A 23,633-nucleotide genomic window follows, 5' to 3' on the forward strand; every position below is an offset into this window, starting at 1 on the left:
CGAATGAGGCGTGGGGCCTGGGCCGACGGGCCGCTGCGTCCGGTTGCGTGTGCAGTAAGCGTCAAGGGTAATGCGTGCGCGGGGGCGGTGTCCAGCGCTGACGCGGCTAGAATCCCTGCGACGATCTTCAAGTTCTGGGTGAGGTGGCATGTGTGGTACGTAATCGAAGGGTATGACGGGGTCGACGCGCTGGCCGCGCGGCAGCAGGCGCGACCGGCGCATCTGGCGCGTCTGCAGGCGCTGGCTGCGGCGGGGCGGTTGCTGGTAGCGGGCCCGTGCCCGGCCATCGATGCGGAAGATCCGGGACCGGCCGGTTTCAGCGGCAGCGTGGTGATCGCCGAGTTCGATGTGTTGGAAGACGCGCGCGCCTGGGCCGATGCCGATCCCTATGTGGCTGCGGGCGTCTACGTGCGCACGGAGGTCCGGCCGTTCCGCCGGGTACTGCCATGAGTGCCATGAGCCGGGTCGAGCGGATTCGCCAGGCGCTGCAATCGGCGTTGGCGCCTACCGAGCTGGAGGTGGTGGACGACAGCCACCGGCATGCTGGACACGCCGGCGCGCGCGATGGGCGCGGACATTTCAATGTGCGGGTGGTCAGCGCGGTGTTCGCCGGCAAGCCGCCACTGGCCCGTCACCGTGCGGTCTACGCTGCGGTGGGAGAGATGATGCAGACCGACATCCATGCCTTGTCGATCGAGGCGATCGCGCCGGGCGAGGCGGGGTAAAGCGAACCCGCTGGACCAAACCACCGTCGCAGGAGCGCAGTTGGGCGCGACGGGCACGATCGATAACGCCCGTCGCGCCCGGGTGCGCTCCTACGTCGGTAGGGCCTGCGCGCCCATCGATGCAGCAACCCAACCAGCCCAAACGTGATCGACGTTCTGCTTCGTTTGTGGACACGTGGGTGCCGATTTGTTGCGTCGCAGCACATTTATTCACACCTCCATCACCTGCAGGCGCTTGATCTGTAAGCGTTTTCACAGGTGTGAAGATAGGGGTTTACGCCCGCTTATGAAAACGCTTACAGTCCGCGCCAGTTTTGGGAAGTCGGTCGCGGAGGGCGACACGAATGGCCAAGGGTGCGGTCACCATCAAAGATGTCGCTCGGGAAGCACAGGTCTCTGTCGCTACCGTGTCGCGTGCGCTCAACGGGCACGACAACGTTGCCGGGCCGGTGCGCCGGCAGGTCATGGAAGTGGCCGAGCGGCTGCGTTACAGCCCGCATGCAGCAGCTCGCAGCCTGAGTAGCCGGCGGTCCCAGACCCTGGGCGTGGTGCTGCCCGACCTGTATGGCGAATTCTTTTCCGAGTTGATCCGCGGCATCGATGGCGCGGCGCGCGCTGCCGGCCAGCACTTGCTGGTGTCCAGCTATCACGGCGACCCGGAAGCCCAGGGCAGGGCGCTGCGGTCGATGCGTGGACGCGTCGATGGCTTGCTGGTGCTCTCTCCCTACGCCGAGCAGCCGGGCTTTCTCACCGATAACCTGCCGCCTTCGCTGCCGACGGTGCTGATCAATGCGCATCTGCCCGGCGCCGGTTATCCGGTGCTGAGCATCGATGATCATGCCGGCGCCATGGCCATGACCGAGCATCTACTGCGCGCCGGCCACCGGCGCATCGCTTTCATCGGCGGGCCGGCGCTCAATTTCGATGCGCGCGAACGCCTGCGCGGTTTCCGCGACGCGATTGCCGGGTTCGGCGACCAGGCGCAGGGCATGGAATATGCCGGCGACTTCGATGAAGCCTCCGGCCATCGCGCCGGGTTGGCGATGCTGGCCGCGGGCACGTTGCCTGATGCGGTGTTTGCCGCCAACGACATGACCGCGCTTGGCTGCCTGTACGCGTTTGCGCAGGCCGATGTGTCTGTACCCGGCGATGTGGCATTGGCCGGGTTCGACGACATCCCGCTGGCACGCTTCGTCCATCCGGCGCTGACCACGATGCGGGTCAGCATCGCGCGCCTGGGCGAGCAGGCGATGACCCGATTGATGCGGCTGGTGGAACTGCCCGGCCATGACGACGGTATCCGCCAACTGCTCACGCCCGAGCTGGTGATACGCGCTTCCTGCGGTGCCGGCGAGCCCGGCCCCTGACTTTCGCGGACGTTCTGTCCGCTCCCGCTGCTCCCCCGCAGCGGTCGTTCCTGCTGGTTTGCAACACCACAACAACAATTTGTACCGATCCCTGGAGGGACCAATGCGCCACCACCACCCCCATTCCGCACGCCCGGCGCGCAAGCTGCTCAGCTGTGCCCTGGCCAGCTGCCTGCTTCTGGGCGCCGCGCCTGCATTTGCGCAGAGCACTGCCGCGACCATTCGCGGCCAGGTCACCGTCGACTCGGCGCCCGCGGCGCAGGCCCAGGTAACCGCGACCAATCTCGCAACCGGCCTGACCCGTAGCGTGCAGGTCAACAATGGCGGTTACTCGGTCGGTGGTCTGCCGCCGGGCTCGTACCGCATCGACGTCACCGCCAATGGCCAGACCAGCTCGCAGAACGTGACCGTGCAGGTCGGCCAGACGGCCACCTTGAACCTGGGCGTTGGCGGCGAGCAGGCCATGGCCGAAGGTGGTAACGCCACCACGCTGGACGCGGTGCAGGTCAAGGCACCGCCGGTGCTGGTGGAGACGCGCACCTCCGAAAACGCCACCTACATTTCCAACGTCCAGATCCAGAACCTGCCGCGTGCCACGCGCAACTTCCTGGAACTGGCCGACACCGTGCCGAACGTGCAGTTCGTCCGCGAAGCAAACGGCACCACCAAAGTGCGCTCGGGCGCCACCTCGGCCGAAGGCACCAACGTTTACATCGACGGCGTGAGCCAGAAGAACTACGTGCTGACCGGTGGCGTCAGCGGCCAGGATTCCAGCCGCGGCAACCCGTTTCCGCAGTCGGCGATCGGCGAATACAAGGTCATCACCTCCAACTACAAGGCCGAGTTCGATCAGGTCAGCGGCGCGGCCATCGTGGCCTCGTCCAAGTCCGGCACCAACGATTTCCACGGCAGCTTCTTCTGGGACACCAGCAATGACGGCTGGCGCGAAGAAAGCCCGCTGGAGAAGAAGGCCGGCGTGCGCGACGACTTTGAAGAAACCCAGTACGGCGCCACCTTCAGCGGCCCGATCCTCAAGGACAAGGCGCATTTCTTCATCGCCTATGAAGCCAAGGAATACACCACCCCCAACGTGGTGATCCCCGGCTCGATCTATTCCGACCGCATCGACCAGTTGCCGGCGCAGCTGCAGCCGCTGGTGGCCACCTACAGCACCCCGTTCAAGGAAGACCTGTACTTCGGCAAGATCGACTGGACCATCGGCGACAACAACCTGTTCGAGCTGACCGGCAAGTACCGCAAGGAAGACGAGCTCAACGACGTCGGCCGCACCTCGACCTACGAGCACGGCAGCATCAATGGCCAGGAAGAAAAGCGCGCCAATCTGCGCTGGCAGTACAGCGGCGCCAACTTCCTCAACGAAGCCAATCTGAGCTACGAGAGCGCGTTCTGGAACCAGGCGCCGCTCAACAATGGCAGCGGCTACGTGCTGAGTTATGCGCCGGTACGCGGCATCGAAGACGAAGTGCTGTCAGCCGGTGCTGGCGGTAGCTTCCAGCGCAAGGGCCAGAAGGGCTGGACCTTCCAGGACGATCTGACCTTGAACAGCCTGGAATGGCACGGCGCGCACACCGTCAAGATGGGCGTGAAGTTCAAGAGCATCGATCTGGATTCGACCCAGTTCAATCCGGCCAATCCGCAGTACTACTACAACATCCTCACCGATGTCGAAACGCCGTACCGCGTGCGCTTCGGCGCGCCGTTGACCGAAGGTGGCGGCTCGGTGGTGTCCAAGAACAAGCAGTACGGCATCTACCTGCAGGACGACTGGGAGGTCAACGAGCACTGGACCCTCAACCTGGGCGTGCGCTACGACTACGAAGAAACCCCGGCATTCCTGGACTTCGTCACGCCGTCCGATGTGGTCGGCGCGTTGCAGAACTGGCCGAACCTGCAGAACGCCAACTACAACATCAACAACTTCATCAGCACCGGCAACAACCGCAAGGCGTTCAAGAATGCCTGGCAGCCGCGTCTGGGTGCCTCCTACGACCTGTTCGGCGACCAGGCCCACGTGATCTACGGCGGTGCCGGCCGTGCCTACGACCGCAACATCTTCGATTACCTGGCACTGGAGCAGCTCAACAACTCCTTCAAGTCGTACAGCTACTACTTCACCAGCGCCAACAACCCGGCCTGCCTGGGCGACCCGTGCACGGCATGGAATCCGTCCTTTGCGACCCAGGAAGGGCTCGATGCACTGGCGGCGACCAGCGCTGGCGGCGGTGGGCGTGAAATCTATCTGATCGACAACAACATCAAGACCCCGTACTCCGACCAATTCAGCATCGGCATGCGCAACATGGTGCCGCTATGGGGCCAGGACTGGTTCACCGATGTGACCCTGAGCCGCATCGAGAGCCACGACGGCTTTGCGTTCGTGCGCGGCAACCGCCTGCCTGATGGGTCGTTCTTCCAGCCGGGCACCACCTCGGGCGCGCCCACCGACGGACCGGATGGCTACAGCGCCATCGTGCTCGGCACCAATGGTGTGGAAACCCGCAACAACCAGCTCGCGTTGCAGATCGAAAAGCCCTTCGACGAAGAATCCGGTTGGGGCCTGACGGTGGCCTACACCTATTCCGACGCCAAGGAAAACCGTCAGTTCGGCGAGCACTACGCGCTGGACCGTGAGCGCGTCGAAGACTATGGCTGGCGTGAAGCCGGCGGTATCGCGAAGAACCGCCTGGTGGTCACCGGCATCTACGAGTTGCCCTATGAGGTCAAGCTGTCCGGCAAGCTGTCGCTGGCCAGCCAGACCGCGCGCTACGGCCAGAATTGCCTTGCCGGCAACGACCAGTGCGACATCATCCAGTTCAAGCCGGATGGCACGTTGGGCTACAAGGAGTTCAGCATTGCCGCCAACAAAGAATGGGATACCGGTGCAGGTGTCAAATTCAACGTGCGTGCGGATATCCTCAACGTGTTCAATTGGGTGAACTACGCCAACTTTAACGGCGATACCGGGACACTGTCGGACTTGAATACGGCTTACGGCACACCGACCGGTGTGCTGGCGTCGCCGATGCGTACCTTCCGTCTGGCCTTCGGCCTGAACTGGTGAGGTGCTCGACCGCCCTGGCATGAGGCCAGGGCGGTCGAACTCGGCGCTTGGATAGGGTAGGTTGGCGTGCGAGATGTAATCGATTACACAAGTGGGGGGCGGATGGACAGGGGCAACACGTCGCGTTGGTTGACGATTCCACTCTTGCTGGGCGCGCTGGTGCTGGCGTCCTGCAAACAGGCCGAGGAGCCGAAGGTGGTCGAACAGAAGGCACCGGTGAAAGTGATATTGATCGAGGCGCAGTTGCCTCCCAAGCCGGTCAAGCCACCGCTGCCGCCGCTGTTTTCGGACATCGAACGCCGCACCTTCCAGTTTTTCTGGGATACCACCAATGAACTCAACGGATTGTCTCCGGACCGGTTTCCGTCGCGCCCGTTCGCCAGCATCGCCTCGGTCGGGTTTGCGCTGACCGCGTATCCGATCGGCATCGAGAACGGCTGGGTCAGCCGCAATCAGGCGATCGATCGCACCCTGACCACACTGAAATTCTTCCGCGATGCGCCGATGGGGCCGCAGCGGACCGGTAGGGCCGGCTACAAGGGCTTCTACTATCACTTTCTAGATATGCAGCAGGGCAACCGTTACGACAGCTGGGTCGAGCTGTCGAGCGTGGACACCGCGTTGCTGATGATGGGCGTGTTGTTTACCCAGTCGTATTACGACGGCGACGACCCGCGCGAGAAAGAAATCCGCCAGATCGCCGACACGCTGTACAAGCGCGTGGACTGGCGCTGGCTGCAGCAGCGTGCGCCGCTGATCTCGATGGGCTGGTTCCCGGAGAGCGGCTTCATCGATCATGACTGGATGGGCTACAACGAGGCGATGATGCTGTACATCCTCGCGCTCGGCTCGCCCACCCACGGCGTCGACCCGGAGGCGTGGACCAGCTGGACACGCACCTACAACAACGACTGGGGCGTCTACCAGGGCCAGGAATACCTGTCCTTCGGCCCGCTGTTCGGCCACCAATACAGCCATGTCTGGATCGACTTCCGCGATATCCAGGACCAGTACATGCGCGAACGCGGTATCGACTACTTCCTCAATAGCCGCCGCGCCACCCTGGCGCAGCGCGACTACGCCATCGACAACCCGATGAAGTGGAAGGACTACGGCGAAAACGTCTGGGGCCTGACCGCCGGCGACGGCCCGCAGAACACCAGCCAGGAATACCGCGGCGAGCAGCGCCAGTTCCGCCACTACTCCTCGCGCGGCGCCGGCCTGCGCGAGAACTTCGACGACGGCACCATCGCACCAACTGCGGCTATCTCCTCGATCGTGTTCGCCCCGGAAGTGGTGATCCCGGCTACCGAAGAGATGCACAAGCGCTACGGCGACTTCCTGTATTCCAGCTATGGTTTTCTGGATTCGTTCAACCCCAGCTTCAACTACGACATTCCGCTCAAGACCGGGCGCATGGTGCCGGACCGCGGCTGGGTGGCCAGCGATTACATCGCCATCGATCAGGGCCCGATCCTGGCGATGATCTCCAACTACCAGAACGAATTCGTCTGGACGGTGATGAAAAAGAACGCCTACATCCGCGCCGGTCTGGAACGCGCCGGATTCACCGGTGGCTGGCTCACGCCCGAGGGTGAGCCGCAGCCGCTGCCGCAGAAGGACGAGCAAAAGGCCGCTGCACGCTCGCTGGGCATGGCCGAGTCGCGTGCCGCTGCCGCCCAGGCCCAGCAAGACCCCTCGCAACGCCAAAAACCCGAGTAATCCGTGCGCCTTTTGAAACTGTTGATGTTGGCCGCCGCCCTGTGTGCAGGTGCGGCGGGATGCAACCGCTCCGATCCCGCCAAGACCACCGTGCGCTTCTGGGCCATGGGCAAGGAGGCCGAAGTGGTGGCCGAGTTGGTGGCCGACTTCGAGAAGCAGAACCCGGACATCCAGGTCGATGTGCAGAACATCCCGATGACCGCGGCGCACGAAAAACTGCTCACCGCCTTCGCGGCCGACGGCTTGCCGGATGTGTGCCAGCTCGGCAACACCTGGCTGCCGGAGTTTGCGTTGCTGGACACGCTGGAATCGATGCAGCCCTACGTGGCGCGCTCGAAGATCGTCGACCCGGCGGACTACTTCCCCGGCGTGTGGGATACCAACGTGGTCGATAACACCTTGTACGGGGTGCCGTGGTATGTGGACACGCGGCTGCTGTTCTACCGCAAGGATCTGCTGCGCGAGGCCGGCTACAGCGAAATGCCCAAGACCTGGGCCGAGATGGAACAGGTGATGGCCGCGATCAAGCGTAAGGTCGGCCCGGACCGTTACGCCATCCTGATGCCGCTCAACGAGTTCGAGCAGCAGCTCTCGTTCGCGCTGCAGCAGGACGACCGTCTGCTGCGCGACCACGACAATTACGGCAACTTCCGCGGCGAAGGGTTCCGCAAGGCGCTGGCGTTCTACGACGGCATGTACCAGAAAGGCTGGGCGCCGAAGGTGTCGGAAACCCAGGTCTCCAACGTCTGGTACGAATTCTTCAACGGCTACTACGCGTTCTATCTGTCCGGGCCCTGGAACGTGCGCGAGTTCAAGCTGCGCCAGCCGCCGGGCATGGAAGGCAAGTGGGGCACCGCAGCGTTACCCGGCCCCAATGGCTTGGGCGCCGGTATTGCCGGCGGTTCCAGCCTGGTGATCTTCAAATCGTCGCAGCACAAGGACGCGGCCTGGAAATTGATCGAGTACCTGTCCCAGCCCACGGTGCAGGCGCGCTTCCACGCCATCATCGGCGACCTGCCGCCGCGGCGCAGTACCTGGAAGCTGCCGTCGCTGGCCAACGACGAACTGGCGCATGCCTTCGGCGACCAGCTGGAACGGGTCAAGGCCACGCCCAAGGTGCTGGAGTGGGAGCGCATCGTGCAGGAAATGCGCTTGGTGACCGAGCGCGTGGTGCGTGGCGGTCAATCGCACGAAGCGGCCGTGCAGGAATTGGATAAACGCGTGGACGACATCCTGGCCAAGCGCCGCTGGATCTTTGAACAGGAAGGCGGGCACGTCGGCCCGGCCGGCAAGTCGGGCGCGCCCGCCACCGTGCCCACGCCGGACGCAGCAGCGGCTGCAGCGAGCGGCAAGGGAGCGGCACGATGATGAAGCGCAATTCCGTCGCCGGCTGGGTGTTCGCCGCGCCGTCGATCATGGTGCTGGGCATGTTCTTCGGCGTGCCGGTGTTCGCCGCGCTGGTGCTCAGCGTCACCGACTTCGATCTGTACGCGCTAGCCGACAGCAGCCACCTGCGCTTCGTCGGCCTTGGCAATTACATCGAGCTGCTGCAGACGCCGCTGTTCTGGAAGTCGTTGTGGAACACCACCTACTTCGTGCTGCTGGGCGTGCCGATGTCGATCGGCGTGTCGCTCGGCGCAGCGTTGCTGCTCAATGCCAAGGCCTCGCGTTTCAAGGCGGTGTTCCGCACCGCACTGTTCGCCCCGGTGGTGACCACGCTGGTGGCGGTGGCGGTGATCTGGCGCTACCTGTTCCATATCAAATATGGCCTGGTGAACTTCGGGTTGAGCCATCTGGGCATCGCCCCGATCGACTGGCTGGGCGATCCGCGTTGGGCGATGCCCACCATCATGCTGTTCGCGGTGTGGAAGAACTTCGGCTACAACATGGTGATCTTCCTGGCTGGCTTGCAGGCGATTCCGCAGGACCTGTATGAGGCCGCGCGCATCGATGGCGCCTCGCGCTGGAAGCAGTTCCTGCACATCACTTTGCCGATGCTCGGCCCGGTGCTGATGGTGGTCGGGGTAATCACCATCTCCGGCTACTTCCAGCTGTTTGCCGAACCGTACGTGATGACCCGCGGCGACCCACTGCAGAGCACTGTCAGCGTGCTGTATTTCATGTTCGAAGAAGGCTTCAAATGGTGGAACCTCGGCCGCGCGTCGGCAGTGGCGTTCCTGTTATTCCTGATCATCCTGGCGGTGACCACCGTGATGCTGCGCTTCGGCCGCAAGAGGGACCTGATATGAGTCGTGATGTCGGCGAGTCGCGCTGGAACGCCGTCCTGATCAATGGCGGCTTGCTGGTGCTGGCCTTGATCAGCCTGGCGCCGTTGCTGTGGATGCTGTCGGTGTCGTTCATGCCCACCGGCGAGGCCAGCCGGTTCCCGCCGCCGATGCTGCCGTCGGCGTTCACCCTGGCCAACTACCACGAGCTGTTCGCGCGCACCGGCATGGCGCGTAACTTCGCCAACAGCCTGCTGGTATCCGGGCTGATCACGCTGGGCTCGTTGCTGATCAACACCATGGCCGGCTATGCCTTCGCCAAGCTGCAGTTCGTCGGCCGCGAGCGCATCTTCAAGATCCTGATGGCCGCGCTGGTGATTCCCGCGCAGGTGGCGATGCTGCCGCTGTTTCTGTTGATGAAGCAGCTGCATCTGGTCAACAACATCGGCGGGGTGGTGGTGCCGGCACTGGCCACGGTGTTCGGTATTTTTCTGGTGCGTCAGTACGCGCGCAGCATTCCCGATGAGTTGATCGAAGCCGCACGCATCGATGGCGCCAGCGAGATGCGGATCTTCTTCCAGATCGTGCTGCCGATGCTCAAGCCGGTGCTGGTCACCTTGACCATCTTCACCTTCATGGGCTCATGGAACGACTTCATGTGGCCGCTGATCGTGCTGACCGATCAGGAGCAATACACCTTGCCGGTGGCGCTGGCGGCGCTGTCGCGCGAGCACATCATGGACGTGGAACTGATGATGGCCGGCGCAGTGGTGACGGTGATTCCGGTGCTGCTATTGTTCCTGGCGCTGCAGCGTTACTACATTCAAGGTCTTCTGCTGGGGAGTGTGAAGGGGTGAAGCCGATGATCCGGGCAGTGCTTGCCATGGCCGCTGTTGCCAGTGGTGCGGGTGTGGCGCAGGCGCAGGAGCGCGTGCTCGACGGCTTCAACGACATCGGCGCCTGGCGCCTGGTAGTGTCCAACCAGGTCAGCGGTTCGCTGCGCCCGGTGGCGACACCCTCCGGTGGGCATGCGCTGTGCCTGGATTACAACTTCAACGGCGTCTCCGGCTACGTGGGCATCCGCCGCGCGCTGCCGCTCGAATACCCCGAAAACTACCGCATCGGGTTTTCGCTGCGCGGCGAATCGCCGTCCAACGATCTGCAGCTCAAGCTGATCGATGCCAGCGGCGACAACGTGTGGTGGGTCAACCGGCCTGGCTTCAATTTCCCGAAGAATTGGACCACCTTCAACTACCGCAAGCGCAACATCGAAAAGGCCTGGGGTCCGGGTGCGGACAAGCAGCTGCGCAGCAGCGCTGATGTCGAGTTCACCATCTACAACAAGGTCGGTGGCAAGGGTTCGGTGTGCTTCGACCGCCTGACGCTCACTCCATTGCCGCCGGAAGACACCTCGCCGCTCAAGGCCGAGGCCATCACCGACACTGCGCCGGCGTTGGAGCAACGCCTGGCCGATGGCAAGCCCGACACCTTCTGGCTCAGCGGCGCGGTCAAGCAACAGACCGTCACGCTGGATCTGGGCAAGGTGCGCGAATTCGGTGGCGCGGTGGTGCAGTGGGTGCCCGGCCTGCAGGCTTCGCAATACGCGGTGCGTGCATCGGCCGATGGCCGCAGCTGGCGCGATCTGCGCACGGTCACCGCCGGTGCCGGCGGCACCGACTGGCTGGCGTTGCCCGATACCGAAGCACGCTATCTGCGTTTCGATCTGAAGGACGGCCCGAACTGGCGCTACGGCATCAAAGAGGTGCAGTTGCAGCCGCTGGCGTTTGCGGCAACGCCCAACGACTTCATCAAATCGCTGGCCGGCCAGTTGCCGCGTGGCAGTTATCCGCGCGGGTTTTCCGGCGAGCAGCCGTACTGGACCATCCTCGGTCTGGACGGCGGCACCGAGCAGGGCCTGATCGGCGAAGACGGTGCGGTGGAAGTGGGCAAGGGCGGTTTCAGCATCGAGCCGTTCGTGGTCACCGGTGGCAAGGTGCTGCACTGGTCCGACGTCAGCAGCGAGCAGAGCCTGCAGGACGATTACCTGCCGATTCCCAGCGTCGACTGGCACCACGACCTGATGAATCTGCGTGTCACCGCGTTTGTGCAGGGCACACCGGATCAGGCACAACTGGTCGCGCGTTATCAGCTGCACAACACCGGCAAGGAGGCACGTGAGTTCACCCTGGCCCTGGCGGTACGTCCGTTCCAGGTCAACCCGCCGTCGCAGTTCCTCAACACCCTGGGCGGCGTCAGCCGGATCGAGCAACTGGCGGTGGATGGCGCGCAGGTCAGCGTCAATGGCAAGCCGCGCGTCTTCGCCGCGCAACGTCCCGATGCCAGCTTCGCCAGTGCCTTCGACAGCTGTATGGATGTCAGCCATCTCACCGCCGCCACGCCGCCTACGCTCACCCAGGTCAAGGACGAAACCGGCCTGGCGTCGGGCGTGCTGCTGTATCGCTGGAAGCTCGAACCCGGCCAGAAGCGCGAAGTGGCGCTGGTGATCCCGCAGACCGGCGCGGCGCAACTGCCCGCCGGCTTCGATGCCGACGCCGCACAGCAGCAGGTGGCCCAGCAGTGGCGCGGCAAGCTCGATCGCGTGCGCATCAGTGTGCCGGCCGAAGGCAAGCCGGTGGTCGATACGTTGCGCACGGCGCTGGCGCACATGCTGATTTCGCGTATCGGCCCGCGCCTGCAGCCGGGAACGCGCTCGTATTCGCGCAGCTGGATCCGCGATGGCGCGATGATTTCCGAAGGCCTGCTGCGGCTCGGCCGCGAAGACGTGGTGCGCGACTACGTGGATTGGTTTGCGCCGTATCAATTTGCCGACGGCATGGTGCCGTGCTGCGTGGACGACCGTGGCAGCGACCCGGTGCCCGAAAACGACAGTCATGGCGAACTGATCTACAACGTCGCCGAGTACTACCGCTACACCGGCGACAGGCCGTTCCTGGAGAAGATGTGGCCGCACGTGACCGGCGCCTTCGACTACATGGAAAAACTGCGCGCCAGCGAGCGCACCGAAGACAACTTCATGCGTAACCCGGCGTTCTACGGAATGATGCCGGTGTCGATCAGCCACGAAGGCTATTCGGCCAAACCGGTGCATTCGTATTGGGACAACTTCTGGGCGCTGCGCGGTTACAAGGACGCCACGATGTTGGCCGGCGTGCTGGACAAGCCGGAGGACGTCACCCGTTTCAGCGCTGCACGTGACGAATTCAGCGGCGACCTGATCGCCTCGCTGGGTGCGGCGGTGCGCGAGCACAAGCTCGATTTCCTGCCCGGTTCGGCCGAACTAGGCGATTTCGACGCGACCTCCACCACCATCGCGCTGACACCGGGCGGCGAGCAGCAGCGTCTGCCGCAGGAGCTGCTGACCAATACCTTCGAACGCTATTGGAAAGAATTCTCCGATCGCCGCGACGGCAAACGCGAGTGGAAGGACTACACCCCGTACGAATGGCGCAACGTCGCCGCGTTCGTGCGGCTGGGCTGGCGCGAGCGTGCTTGGGATGCCACCGCATTCTTCTTCAAGGATCGCGCGCCTCAGCCCTGGAATCAGTGGGCCGAGGTGGTCTCGCGCACGCCGCGTACACCGTTTTTCGTCGGCGATCTGCCGCACGCCTGGGTCGCATCGGACTTCGTGCGTTCGGTGCTGGACATGTTCGCCTACACCCGCGAGTCCGATCAAAGCATCGTGATCGCCGCTGGCACGCCGACCCGCTGGTTCGAAGGCAAGGGCATCGGCATTGCCGAATTGCGCACGCCGTACGGCCGCCTCAACTACACGCTGCAGCGCACCGAAAAGCAGCTATCGCTGCAACTGCAACCCGGCCTGTTGCTGCCGCCGGGCGGTGTGGTGTTTGTCTGGCCGTATCAGGGCGAACCCGGCAAGGCGAGCGTCAACGGCGAAACGGTGGAGTGGCAGAACGGTGAGCTGCGCATCCAGCAGATGCCGGCCACCGTGCAGATCGATGTGCCCAGCGCGGTGCGGCGGGCCGAGCGCGCCACGCAGTGATGGCGATGCCTTGGGCGGTAGGGGCAGGGCAACACTGGCGCCGCGCTGGCCGGTGTGCAGCCGTTGTCGCACTGGCGCTGTGCTGCGCGCACGTGCAGGCAGGCCAGCCTGGTCAGGCTGGGCCGTTACGTGCTGCAGCGCAGCCCAGGCAGGGCGGCTCTGCAGCGGTCAGTGACCCCGCAGGGCAGGCAACCCTAGCTCCGTCTGCCCGCGGCCTGACCCTGGTTACGCTCAACCTGCATCACGACCGCGAAGACTGGCCGGCCCGCCGCGCCTATATCGCCAAGGAACTCAAGCAACTGGCACCGGATGTCATTGCGTTGCAGGAGGTCATCGAGCGCCGCGGTAGCGTGGAAAACCAATCCGCCTGGTTAGCGCGCAAGCTGGGCTACGAGGTGATCTTCGCCTCGGTGGATCCCCCCGGTGCCGCCAAGCGCTATGGCAATGCGTTACTGAGCCGGCGCAAGGTGCTGGCGCGCCATGAGCGCCTGCTGCAACCGCTGGACGACTACCGCGTTGCGGCGCATCTGCAGGTGGATATCGATGGTCAGCCGGTCAATGTCTACGTCACCCATCTCAACGAACGCGCCGATGCGCGCGGCACCGCAACGCGCACGCGCCAGGTCGGCGACCTGCTGGAGTTCATTGCCTCCACCAGCGCGCAGGCACCGGTGGTGATCGCCGGCGATTTCAACATCGCGGCCGACGCGCTGGATCTGGAGGCGCTACGCAAAGGTTATGGCGACAGCTATGGCAGCGTGCACCGCAACAGCGATGCCACGGTCAGTACCTTGAATCTGCATGTCTTCGACACGCCGGCGCGCATCGACCACGTGTTCTTCCAGCAGAACCGCCTGCTCGCCCGCGAAGCCCGCATTCTGTTCGACACCCCATATGCCGAAGGCCGCTGGGCATCGGATCACTATGGCGTGTGGGTGCGTTTGCAGCTCGCACCGGATCAATCAGCCGCTCCGTAACGCCAACCACGTAGAAGCACACCCGGGCGCGACGGGTTTTACCGATAACGTCCAATCGCGCCCAGGTGCGCTCCTACAAGGCGTCGGTATACCGCATCTTGTCGACTGCCTCTCAATCATCCATGCAGGCGATTGAAGATTTGCACGCCTGCCAGCCACACCCCGGCCATGCTGCCGAAGTTAGTCAACAGAAACGTCAGCACCACGCGCGATACGCGGTTGCGGTACCAGCCGCGCAGGGTCTGCGCATCGTCGCGCAGCGACAGGAAATCGCCATAGGCCGGCTTGCGCATATGCACTTCGACCAGCGCGGCGAAGGCACCGGTCGGTACGCTCAGACGGAACGGCTTGAACGGGGCGACCACTGCAGCGGTCAGGATGCTCAACGGGTGGCTGCCGGCCAATAGACAGCCCAGTGCGGCCAGCCCGCCGGTGTACATCGCCCACTGCAGCAACAGGTCGGCGCCCATGCTCAGGCCGCCGCGCCAGAACCCGATGCCGATCCCGGTAATGATCACTGCCAGGATGCCTAGCGTGATCCAGGGAACGCGCTTGCGCTGCTGCACATATTCCAGCGACTCGCGCAGCGGGCCGGGCGCATCGGTGTCCTGTTCGAGGTGCCGCGCAAGCCCGGCCAGATGTCCGGCGCCGACGACCGCCAGCACTTCCTGCTGCCCGGCACCGGCTTCTTCGCGTAAGCGCGTGGCCATGTAGCGATCGCGCTCGGCTATCACCGTGTCGTAGAGCTCCGGGCTCTCGCTGGCGAAATCGCCGAAGCTCGCCTCCAGCATGTCACCTTGCTTGAGCTTTTCGATCTCCTCTTCGCCCACCTCGTCGGCGGCGAACAGGCCGCTGAGCAGACCGCCGGCAAGTTTCATCTTGCCGAAGAATCCCAACCGCCCGGACGCACGCTTGAAGGTCAGCCCGACTTCGCGGTCGATCAGATAGACCGGCAGTCCCTGCGCACGCGCCAGATTCACCGCTTCTTTCAACTCCGCGCCCGGCTCGATGCCCAACTGCTTGGCCAGGCGGCGCTGGTAGGCCGCCAATGCCAGATTGGCGGCGAACAAGGCCACGCGCCCCTTGCGGATCACCTGCACCAGATCCAGGCGGGCGAGGGCATCGGGGTCGCTGAGCGCCTGCAGCCGCTGCGCGTCCAGCTCCACCGCCACCGCGTCGTAGCGGCCGCTGCCGATCGCCCGCTGCACCGCGGCGACGCTGGCCAGCGAGACATGGGCAGTTCCCAGCAAGGTGTAGCGCACGCCATCGCGTTCGACGATGCGGTGCGGCTGGCCGGACAGCGCATCGTCCAGAACGTGGGTGGTCTGCTCAGTCATGGGGTCATTCATCAGAAGGAGGGGCGGTGTTACCGGAGCCGAGTTGGCGCTGCATCTGCACGCCGTCCAACCAGCGACCCTGCTTGCGGCCGATACCGGTGAACACTCCGACCGTGCGAAATCCAAAACGTTCATGCAGCCGCAGTGATGCCTGGTTGCTGGCATCGCCGATCACCGCAATCATTTGCCGATCTCCGCGCTGCTCGCAGCGCGCGATCAGTTCGCCCAACAGGGCCTTGCCGATCCCGCGGCCCTGCATGTCGGCGGCAAGATAGATCGAATTCTCCACCGTCCAGCGGTAGCCCGCACGTGCGCGATAGGCACTGGCATAGGCATAGCCGGCGACAGCGCCGGCATGTTCTGCAACCAGATACGGGTAGCCGGCATCCACGATCGCGCGCATGCGGGCGTGCATGTCCGCGCTCGACGGCGCGCTGTATTCGTAGGTATTGAACCCGGCGATCTGCTCCGCATAAATCGCGGTGATCGCCGGGATGTCCGTATCGCGGACTGCACGCAGCTCGACGGCCATGCGATCAGTCGATGTAACGCTTGAGCAGGTCGCCGTACGCATCGATGCGACGGTCGCGCAGAAACGGCCAGATGCGCCGCACATGTTCGCTGCGCTGCAGGTCGACATCGCAGATCAGCACGGTCGGCTCCTGGCCGGCTTCGGCGATGAACTCGCCCTGTGGCCCCAGCACATGGCTGTTGCCCCAGAACTGGATGCCGGACGCGCCCAGCGGCGAAGGTTCATGCCCGACGCGGTTGCACGACAGCACCGGCACGCCATTGGCGACCGCATGCCCACGATGGCTCAGGATCCACGCATCGCGCTGACGCTCCTGCTCGGGCTGCTGATCGTCCGGGTCCCAGCCGATCGCGGTGGGGTAGAGCAGCAGTTCCGCACCGGCCAAGGCCATCAAGCGTGCCGCTTCCGGGTACCACTGATCCCAGCACACCAGCACGCCCAGGCGGCCCACCGAGGTATCGATCGGCGTAAACCCCAGATCGCCCGGCGTGAAATAGAACTTCTCGTAGAAGCCCGGGTCGTCGGGGATGTGCATCTTGCGGTACTTGCCGAGCAGGCGGCCGTCCTTTTCGAACACCACCGCAGTGTTGTGATACAGGCCGGCGGCGCGGCGCTCGAACAACGAGGCGACCAGCACCACACCATGTTGCTTGGCCAGCGCACTCAGGCGCTCGGTGCTCGGGCCGGGGATCGGCTCGGCCAGATCGAATTCGTCCACCGACTCGTGCTGACAAAAGTACGCGCCGTTATGCAGCTCCTGCAGCAGCACCAACTTGGCGCCCTGTGCGGCAGCCTCGGCCACGCGCGATTCGATGATGGCCAGATTGGCCTCGGCGTCGCCGTGGTTGCGCTCTTGAATCAGCGCGACGGAAAGAAGGTGACGGGACATGGCATCTCATCCTGCAAAGGTGCGCACTAAGGTAGCGCGCCATGGCATAACACCGGCCTGCCGGCCGGAACAAGAAACGACGCGCCACATACGTAGCCGCGTCGAACGCACTGGTCAGGCGGCGAGCAGGCCGGCCGGCAACTGCATGGTCAGGCAATGCAGGCTGCCGTTCTGCCAGATCAGCGCACGGCAGGGCACCGGCACGATTTCGTGCTGCGGAAACGCTTCGGCCAGCACCGCCTGCGCGGTCGCATCGGCCGGATCCCCATACGCCGGCATCAGCACCGCGCCATTGACGATCAGGAAGTTGGCATACGACGCAGCCAGGCGACGGCCCTGATCCAGAATCGGCTCGGCCCACGGCAGCACGAATAAACGGTACGGCTGCCCGTCGGCGGTGCGCAACGCGGCCAGCTCGTTGCCCATCGCCTGCAGTTCGGCGTAATGCGAATCGCCGGGCACATCGCAGCCCTGGTAGACGATCGCGTGCGGGCCGGCAAAGCGCGCCAGCGTGTCGATATGCGCGTCGGTGTCGTCGCCTTCGAGGTAGCCGTGGTCCAGCCACAGCACGCGATCCTGCGACAGCCATGCAGCAAGATCGCTGCTCAGCGACTCGCGCGTGCGCTGCGGGTGACGTTCGTGCAGGCAGGTCCAGGTGGTCAGCAGTGTGCCGGCACCATCGGTTTCGATCGCACCGCCTTCCAGCGCAAAATCCACCGTCTGCACCGGGGCGGGCACGAAGATCTGCGCCGCATCCAGCGAACTCACCAATTGGTCGTCCAGGCTGGCCTCGAACTTGCCGCCCCACCCGGTGAAGCGGAAATCCATCAGGCGGAAACCGTCATCCTGGCGCAGCGTGATCGGGCCGGAATCGCGCAACCAGGTGTCGTTGTAGGCGGCGATCACAAAGCGCACCCGCGTCATGTCCACGCGCGCCGAACGCAGCCGCGCTTCGGCATAGATCTGCAGATCGTCATCGGCGACGCAGACGACCACCGGCTCGAAGCGGGAGATCGCGATAATCAGCGCGATGTAGGTCTCTTCCACATCGGCCAGGCGCTCGGCCCAATCGGTGCCGGCATGCGGCCACGCAAGCAACACGGCGGATTGAGGTTCCCATTCGGCGGGAAAACGAAGACGGTCGGTCATGCGAGGCAATACTCATCTTGGTGTCCGGGCAGTGGCCCGGACGTTCATCGATACCCCGCACCCGAGTGCAGGCTCTTGCGCTCCTGGCGCACATTGCCGCGCCAGGCTTGATGCAGATTCGCAGCAACGCATGTCCGAGTGCTGACGGACCAGATGCATGGTGCTGCGATGCGTTGGGCCAGACGTGCAGCGAACGATGTCTGCACGCGTTGGAGAGGTGATGTCGCGTCTTACTGGATCGGCGGTTTCGGCCCGATCTCGTTGGCATCGGCCTGATTGGCCACCACGTCGATCACCTTGCTCTTTTCGAAGTACACGGTGAATGCCGGATACACCCAGCGGTGGATGGTCGGCCACTGGCGCTTCTGGCCACCGCGCGGGTCGAGCTTCTCCTGCGGCGCACCGTAGCGGCCTTCGACCTGACTCATGCTGTCGCCACGCAAGGGCAGGGCGGCGGCGGGTTTTTGCTGCGCACGATCGACCAACAGCGTTTCGGCCGATGCGGCGGCACTGATCCCCATCAGCGCGATTGTCAGCACGATCGGCGGCATCACAAACAAACGGTTGCGCATGTCATCTACTCCCCAGTGGACAAGATTCGGATGGTGATTACAGCAAAAAACCAGGACAAACGTTGGCGCGATGCGTGCCACTCGGGCGGTGACGTCGACGCGTGGCAGCAGATGCCTTGCTCAGCACGCCAAGGATGGAGCCGCATCAAGCGTCGGCCAAGAAAAAACCGCCCGAAGGCGGCTTTCTCGGGTCTTGCACGCGCCGCGAAGGCTCAGCGCTGACGCGCCTTGAAACGCGGGTTCGACTTGCAGATCACGAAGACCTTGCCGCGGCGGCGGACCACCTTGCAGTCGCGGTGACGGGTCTTCGCAGACTTCAGGGAGGACAGGACTTTCATGGCACACCTCGGCGTAAACGGTTGGATTCGATGGAAGAGTGCGCGCGATCGAGGCTGCACCCGCAATTAAGCCGGCAATTCTAACCGGCTTTTCGTCGTGCTTTCAAGTGGTTGCATCCGAATCGCTGCGAGCGGCGCTACACTAGCGCCTGATGACCTACCGGAAACCTGAATGACCGACCTTTCGCCCGTCCTCACCATCGATGGCCCCTCCGGCGCCGGCAAGGGCACAGTGAGCCGCATCGTGGCTGCCCGGCTGGGCTGGCACTACCTTGATTCGGGCGCACTGTATCGCGCGGTGGGGGTGGCGGCGAGCTGGGCCGATCTGGACGTGTCCGACCCGGCTGCGCTGGTGCGCTGCACCTTCGATACCAAGGTCGAGTTCGACGACGCCGGCGAAGCGGGCTTGCGGGTCCTGGTCAACGGCGTGGATGCGACCGGCGAATTGCGTCTGGAGACCACTGGCGCCCTGGCCTCGGCGATTGCGGCGATTCCCGAGGTGCGCGGTGCCCTCAAGGAACGCCAACGCGCATTCAGGCGCGCACCCGGCCTGGTCGCCGACGGGCGCGACATGGGCACGGTGATCTTCCCGGATGCCGCATTTAAGGTTTTCCTGACCGCCAGTGCCGAAGAACGTGCGGGCCGTCGTCATAAACAGTTGATGGAAAAGGGTGTTTCGGTTATCTTTGACGACCTGCTGCGCGAGATCATGGCCCGAGATGCCAGGGATGCCCAGCGGGTGGTGGCGCCATTACGGCCGGCCGAAGACGCCGTGCTCATCGATACCAGCGGGATAGGGATCGAGGATGTCGTCCAGCGTGTGGTCGGGATGTTAGCTGTCCACACGTCGTCGTAAGCGTTTCGCAAGCGGGCATGTCCCGCCGACCGTAAGGCGTTCCACAGCTCCGTCGCGCATCCTGCGTGGCGGTTCTACTACTTCTAAACCGACTCGTTGTTGGGGTCGACCAACAGGCTGGGCGGTCCGTATCTGTCGCAACCCGACGATCAACGCCCGTGTGTTCAACTGAGTAAAATCCAAATGACAGAATCTTTTGCTGAACTGTTCGAAGCCAGTCAAGCCAATCTGGCCAAGCTGAAGCCGGGCTCGATCGTCACCGGTACCGTCGTGGAAGTGCGCGGCGACGTGGTGGTGATCAACGCAGGCCTGAAGTCCGAAGGCATCGTGCCGATCGAGCAGTTCCGTAACGACGCTGGCGAGATCGATGTGGGCGTGGGCGACCAGGTCAAGGTTGCGCTGGACTCCATCGAAAACGGCTTCGGCGAGACCGTGTTGTCGCGCGAGAAAGCCAAGCGCGCGATGGTGTGGGACGAGCTGGAAGAAGCGTTGGAAAAGAACGAAACCATCACCGGCCGCATCAGCGGCAAGGTCAAGGGTGGTTTCACCGTGGACATCAAGGATGTTCGCGCGTTCCTGCCTGGTTCGCTGGTGGATGTGCGCCCGGTGCGCGACCCGGCCTACCTGGAAGGCAAGGAGCTTGAGTTCAAGCTGATCAAGCTGGATCGCAAGCGCAACAACGTCGTGGTGTCGCGTCGTGCAGTGGTCGAGAGCGAGCATTCGGAAGAGCGCGAGCAGCTGATGGACAAGCTGCAGGAAGGCGCGATCCTGAAGGGTGTCGTCAAGAACCTGACCGATTACGGCGCATTTGTGGATCTGGGCGGTATCGACGGCCTGCTGCACATCACCGACATGGCCTGGAAGCGCGTGCGCCATCCGTCCGAAGTCGTGAACGTCGGCGACGAGCTCGACGTGCGCGTGCTGAAGTTCGATCGCGAGCGTAACCGCGTCAGCCTCGGCCTGAAGCAGCTGGGCGAAGATCCGTGGGACAACATCGCGCGTCGTTACCCGGCCAACAGCCGCGTGTTCGGCAAGGTCTCCAACGTCACCGATTACGGCGCATTTGTCGAAATCGAGCCGGGCGTCGAAGGTCTGGTGCACGTCTCCGAGATGGATTGGACCAACAAGAACGTCAACCCGTCCAAGGTTGTGCAGGTTGGTGACGAAGTCGAAGTGATGGTGCTGGATGTGGACGAGGAGCGTCGCCGCATCTCGTTGGGTATGAAGCAGGTTGCCGCCAATCCGTGGGAAACCTTCGCTGCGACCCACAAGAAGAACGACAAGGTGTCCGGTCAGATCAAGTCGATCACCGACTTCGGCATCTTCATCGGTCTGGACGGCGGCATCGATGGTCTGGTGCACCTGTCCGACATCAGCTGGAACACCACCGGCGAAGATGTCGTGCGCAACTACAAGAAGGGCGACACGCTGGAAGCCGTCGTGCTGGCAGTGGACCCGGAGCGCGAGCGCATCAGCCTGGGCGTCAAGCAGCTGGAGCAGGACCCGTTCGGTCAGTACATGGTGTCCAACCCGAAGGGGACGAAGGTCGAAGGCGTTGTGCGTGAAGTGGATGCCAAGGGCGCCACGATCGACCTCGCTGACGGTATCGAAGGCTACGTCGCTGCACGCGACATCGCCAACGAGCGCGTCGACGACGCGACTCAGCACCTGAAGGTCGGCGACAAGATCGAAGCCAAGTTCGTGGGCATGGACCGTAAGGGCCGCACCCTGCAGCTGTCGATCAAGGCCAAGGACGATGCCGAAATGCGCGAGACGCTGGAGGAATATCAGTCTTCCGCTGCGTCGGGCGGCATGACTCAGCTGGGCGCGCTGCTGCGTGCACAGTTGAACAGCAACAAGTCCGAGTAAGCGCGTAGCGCTCTCGCGAGCGTGATGGATCGGCCCGGGCTTGCCCGGGCCGATTCCGATGTGTCAGTCGAAAAAAGCAAGTTCCCATGACCAAGTCCGAATTGATTGAAATCCTGGCGCGACGCCAAGCGCATCTGAAGTCGGACGACGTGGATCTGGCGGTGAAGTCACTGCTGGAAATGATGGGGCAGGCGCTCTCCGATGGTGATCGGATCGAAATCCGCGGGTTTGGCAGTTTTTCGCTGCATTACCGTCCGCCACGTCTGGGGCGCAATCCCAAGACCGGCGAATCGGTTGCGCTGCCGGGCAAGCATGTTCCGCATTTCAAGCCGGGCAAGGAATTGCGTGAGCGTGTCAGCTCCGTGGTCCCGGTCGATCTGGCCGATTCCGCAGACTGAGGCGGCTCTACCGCTGCGTTTATGTCGGCTCGGTTAAGCTAGGCGCCTTCCCGACGGAGTCGCGCGATGAAGGTGTTTCGCTTGCTGGTGATGCTGGCTTTCTTGTTGGTCGGCCTGATTATCGGTGCGGTCAATTCCCAGGACATCACTCTCGATTTCCTGTTTTCTAGTGTGCACACGAGTTCCGGGGTGGCGATCATCGTCGCGCTGCTGGTCGGTGTGTTGATCGGTGCCGGCATGGTGCTGGTCAGTGTGGTCATTCCTCTCTATTCCAAGCTGCGCCAGGCCAACAAGGCTGTTGCGGTCAGCCGCGCCGACGCCAGGCCCATCACGCCTGCCGCAGTCGAGCCGCGCCCTCTCGATGGACTCTAAGCACGTATGGACTTCCTGACCGAGTGGTTCTGGTTTTTCCTGTTTTTACCGCTGGCGGCGCTCAGTGGCTGGATCGTCGGCCGCCGTGGTGGGCAGCGTCATGGCGACACTCAGGTCAGCCGGCTGTCCAGCACCTATTTTCGTGGTTTGAACTATCTGCTCAACGAGCAGCCGGACAAGGCGATCGAGCTGTTTTTGCACATCGCCGAGCTGGATAAGGAAACCTTCGAGACGCAGGTCGCACTGGGTCACCTGTTTCGCCGCCGCGGGGAGGTCGATCGCGCCATCCGCCTGCATCAGGGCCTGGTGCAGCGCGCCGACCTGACCGATCAACAGCGGGTCCAGGCCTTGCTGGCGCTGGGCGAGGACTACATGAAGTCCGGTCTGCTGGATCGCGCCGAAACGGTCTTTACCGAACTTGCGCAGCTGGATCAACGCGCGCCGCAGGCACTGCGTCACCTGATCGGCATCTATCAGGCCGAGCGCGATTGGGAAAAGGCGATCGACAACGCCACCCGCTACGAAGAAGTCACCGGCGAGCCGATGGGCAAGCTGATCTCGCAGTTCGAATGCGAGCTGGCCGATCGATACCGCGGACTGGGCAAGGTCGATGAAGCCTTGCAGGCGATCGCGCGTGCGTATCAGGCCGACGGCACGTCGGTCCGCGCCGGCATTCTGGAGGGGCGCATCGAAGCCGAGCGCGGCCATAACGAGGCCGCCGTGCGTGCCTTCGAGCGCGCCGCACGGCACGACCCGGAGTATCTGCCGGAAATCATTCCTGCCCTGATGGCCGCCTATCGGAGCGTCGGCGACATTGCCGGCGCACGTAATTTCCTGTCGGAGATGACCGAGCACTACCGCGGTATCGCACCGGTGCTGGCACTGACCCAGTTGATTGAGGCGCAGGATGGGGTTGCGCCCGCGCTGGCCTATCTCGGTCGCCAGCTCAAGGACCGGCCATCGGTGCGCGGCGAGTCGGCGCTGATCGACCTGACGCTTGCCGAAGGCAGCGACCCGGTTGGTACCTTGAACGATCTCAAGCACATCACAGACCAGCTATTGGTGCGTAACCCCAGCTACCGTTGCACCCGTTGTGGGTTTGGCGCAAAAACCCACCATTGGCAATGCCCGAGCTGTAAGGAGTGGGGCACCGTCAAGCCGCTGTTGAACTACGCGGTGGTGTAAGGCGTGTTTCTGTCTGT

The 23,633-nt window shown here is 63.7% G+C and carries 21 protein-coding genes; 15 read left to right on the forward strand and 6 right to left on the reverse strand.

Going from position 1 to position 23,633, the window contains the following annotated elements; translation table 11 throughout:
* Positions 1–150 precede the first annotated feature (150 nt).
* The 10 genes from ABQU90_RS20945 (at position 151) to ABQU90_RS20990 (ending at position 14,119) form a co-directional block, all read left to right on the forward strand.
* Positions 151–450 (forward strand): YciI family protein, encoded by a 300-nt coding sequence (locus tag ABQU90_RS20945; protein ID WP_323522701.1) that lies wholly within the window; start codon positions 151–153, stop codon positions 448–450.
* 5 nt (positions 451–455) lie between these two features.
* Positions 456–725, forward strand: coding sequence for a BolA family protein (locus tag ABQU90_RS20950; protein WP_115513133.1), 270 nt, complete (start codon positions 456–458; stop codon positions 723–725).
* Positions 726–1,069: 344 nt separating this feature from the next.
* Positions 1,070–2,092, forward strand: a complete 1,023-nt coding sequence (locus ABQU90_RS20955; RefSeq protein ID WP_055852166.1) for a LacI family DNA-binding transcriptional regulator — start codon at positions 1,070–1,072, stop codon at positions 2,090–2,092.
* A gap of 103 nt (positions 2,093–2,195) precedes the next feature.
* On the forward strand, positions 2,196–5,174 hold the full coding sequence (locus ABQU90_RS20960) for a TonB-dependent receptor (protein WP_323522702.1): 2,979 nt from the start codon (positions 2,196–2,198) through the stop codon (positions 5,172–5,174).
* A gap of 102 nt (positions 5,175–5,276) precedes the next feature.
* A complete protein-coding gene (locus ABQU90_RS20965; protein ID WP_115559005.1) occupies positions 5,277–6,896 on the forward strand; it encodes a glucoamylase family protein in 1,620 nt (539 codons plus the stop codon).
* 3 nt (positions 6,897–6,899) lie between these two features.
* Positions 6,900–8,264: a sugar ABC transporter substrate-binding protein gene (locus ABQU90_RS20970; protein ID WP_323522703.1), complete on the forward strand. Its 1,365-nt coding sequence runs from the start codon at positions 6,900–6,902 to the stop codon at positions 8,262–8,264.
* Positions 8,261–9,145 carry a carbohydrate ABC transporter permease gene (locus tag ABQU90_RS20975; protein WP_115513129.1) on the forward strand — a complete coding sequence of 295 codons (885 nt, stop codon included), beginning with the start codon at positions 8,261–8,263 and terminating at the stop codon, positions 9,143–9,145. The genes ABQU90_RS20970 and ABQU90_RS20975 overlap by 4 nt, the downstream gene beginning before the upstream one ends.
* The gene (locus tag ABQU90_RS20980) at positions 9,142–9,978 is read left to right on the forward strand and encodes a carbohydrate ABC transporter permease (protein WP_005992271.1); all 837 of its coding nucleotides are present in this window, start codon (positions 9,142–9,144) and stop codon (positions 9,976–9,978) included. Before ABQU90_RS20975 ends, ABQU90_RS20980 begins: the two co-directional genes overlap by 4 nt.
* Positions 9,979–10,004: 26 nt before the next feature.
* Positions 10,005–13,142 carry a discoidin domain-containing protein gene (locus tag ABQU90_RS20985; protein WP_323522704.1) on the forward strand — a complete coding sequence of 1,046 codons (3,138 nt, stop codon included), beginning with the start codon at positions 10,005–10,007 and terminating at the stop codon, positions 13,140–13,142.
* 5 nt (positions 13,143–13,147) lie between these two features.
* Positions 13,148–14,119 carry an endonuclease/exonuclease/phosphatase family protein gene (locus ABQU90_RS20990; protein WP_115528302.1) on the forward strand — a complete coding sequence of 324 codons (972 nt, stop codon included), beginning with the start codon at positions 13,148–13,150 and terminating at the stop codon, positions 14,117–14,119.
* A gap of 116 nt (positions 14,120–14,235) precedes the next feature.
* Here the strand turns inward: ABQU90_RS20990 and ABQU90_RS20995 are convergent, their stop codons facing one another.
* The 6 genes from ABQU90_RS20995 to ykgO form a co-directional block, all read right to left on the reverse strand.
* Entirely contained in the window at positions 14,236–15,468 is a 1,233-nt protein-coding gene (locus ABQU90_RS20995) for a TraB/GumN family protein (RefSeq protein ID WP_407078792.1), read from the reverse strand.
* A complete protein-coding gene (locus tag ABQU90_RS21000; RefSeq protein WP_228325545.1) occupies positions 15,461–15,988 on the reverse strand; it encodes a GNAT family N-acetyltransferase in 528 nt (175 codons plus the stop codon). The genes ABQU90_RS20995 and ABQU90_RS21000 overlap by 8 nt, the downstream gene beginning before the upstream one ends.
* Positions 15,989–15,992: 4 nt before the next feature.
* Positions 15,993–16,877, reverse strand: a complete 885-nt coding sequence (locus ABQU90_RS21005; protein ID WP_323522706.1) for a carbon-nitrogen hydrolase — start codon at positions 16,875–16,877, stop codon at positions 15,993–15,995.
* Between the two features lie 114 nt (positions 16,878–16,991).
* The gene (locus ABQU90_RS21010; protein ID WP_323522707.1) at positions 16,992–18,026 is read right to left on the reverse strand and encodes an agmatine deiminase family protein; all 1,035 of its coding nucleotides are present in this window, start codon (positions 18,024–18,026) and stop codon (positions 16,992–16,994) included.
* A 230-nt stretch (positions 18,027–18,256) separates the two neighbouring features.
* On the reverse strand, positions 18,257–18,598 hold the full coding sequence (locus tag ABQU90_RS21015) for a hypothetical protein (RefSeq protein ID WP_055852198.1): 342 nt from the start codon (positions 18,596–18,598) through the stop codon (positions 18,257–18,259).
* A 212-nt stretch (positions 18,599–18,810) separates the two neighbouring features.
* Positions 18,811–18,936, reverse strand: a complete 126-nt coding sequence (gene ykgO, locus ABQU90_RS21020; RefSeq protein WP_005913193.1) for a type B 50S ribosomal protein L36 — start codon at positions 18,934–18,936, stop codon at positions 18,811–18,813.
* A gap of 172 nt (positions 18,937–19,108) precedes the next feature.
* Here ykgO and cmk point away from each other — a divergent pair, with 172 nt between their 5' ends.
* The 5 genes from cmk (at position 19,109) to lapB (ending at position 23,616) form a co-directional block, all read left to right on the forward strand.
* Positions 19,109–19,792: a (d)CMP kinase gene (cmk, locus tag ABQU90_RS21025; protein ID WP_115513122.1), complete on the forward strand. Its 684-nt coding sequence runs from the start codon at positions 19,109–19,111 to the stop codon at positions 19,790–19,792.
* Positions 19,793–19,975: 183 nt separating this feature from the next.
* Positions 19,976–21,661, forward strand: coding sequence for a 30S ribosomal protein S1 (gene rpsA, locus ABQU90_RS21030; RefSeq protein WP_323522708.1), 1,686 nt, complete (start codon positions 19,976–19,978; stop codon positions 21,659–21,661).
* Positions 21,662–21,747: 86 nt separating this feature from the next.
* Positions 21,748–22,059: an integration host factor subunit beta gene (locus ABQU90_RS21035; RefSeq protein WP_055852212.1), complete on the forward strand. Its 312-nt coding sequence runs from the start codon at positions 21,748–21,750 to the stop codon at positions 22,057–22,059.
* A gap of 66 nt (positions 22,060–22,125) precedes the next feature.
* Complete coding sequence (locus tag ABQU90_RS21040) at positions 22,126–22,431, forward strand: lipopolysaccharide assembly protein LapA domain-containing protein (protein ID WP_104614612.1); 306 nt, start codon at positions 22,126–22,128, stop codon at positions 22,429–22,431.
* 6 nt (positions 22,432–22,437) lie between these two features.
* Positions 22,438–23,616 (forward strand): lipopolysaccharide assembly protein LapB, encoded by a 1,179-nt coding sequence (gene lapB / locus ABQU90_RS21045; RefSeq protein ID WP_323522709.1) that lies wholly within the window; start codon positions 22,438–22,440, stop codon positions 23,614–23,616.
* Positions 23,617–23,633 lie beyond the last annotated feature (17 nt).

This window comes from Xanthomonas sp. WHRI 10207, assembly GCF_040202975.1.
In the GTDB taxonomy this organism is placed as follows: domain Bacteria; phylum Pseudomonadota; class Gammaproteobacteria; order Xanthomonadales; family Xanthomonadaceae; genus Xanthomonas.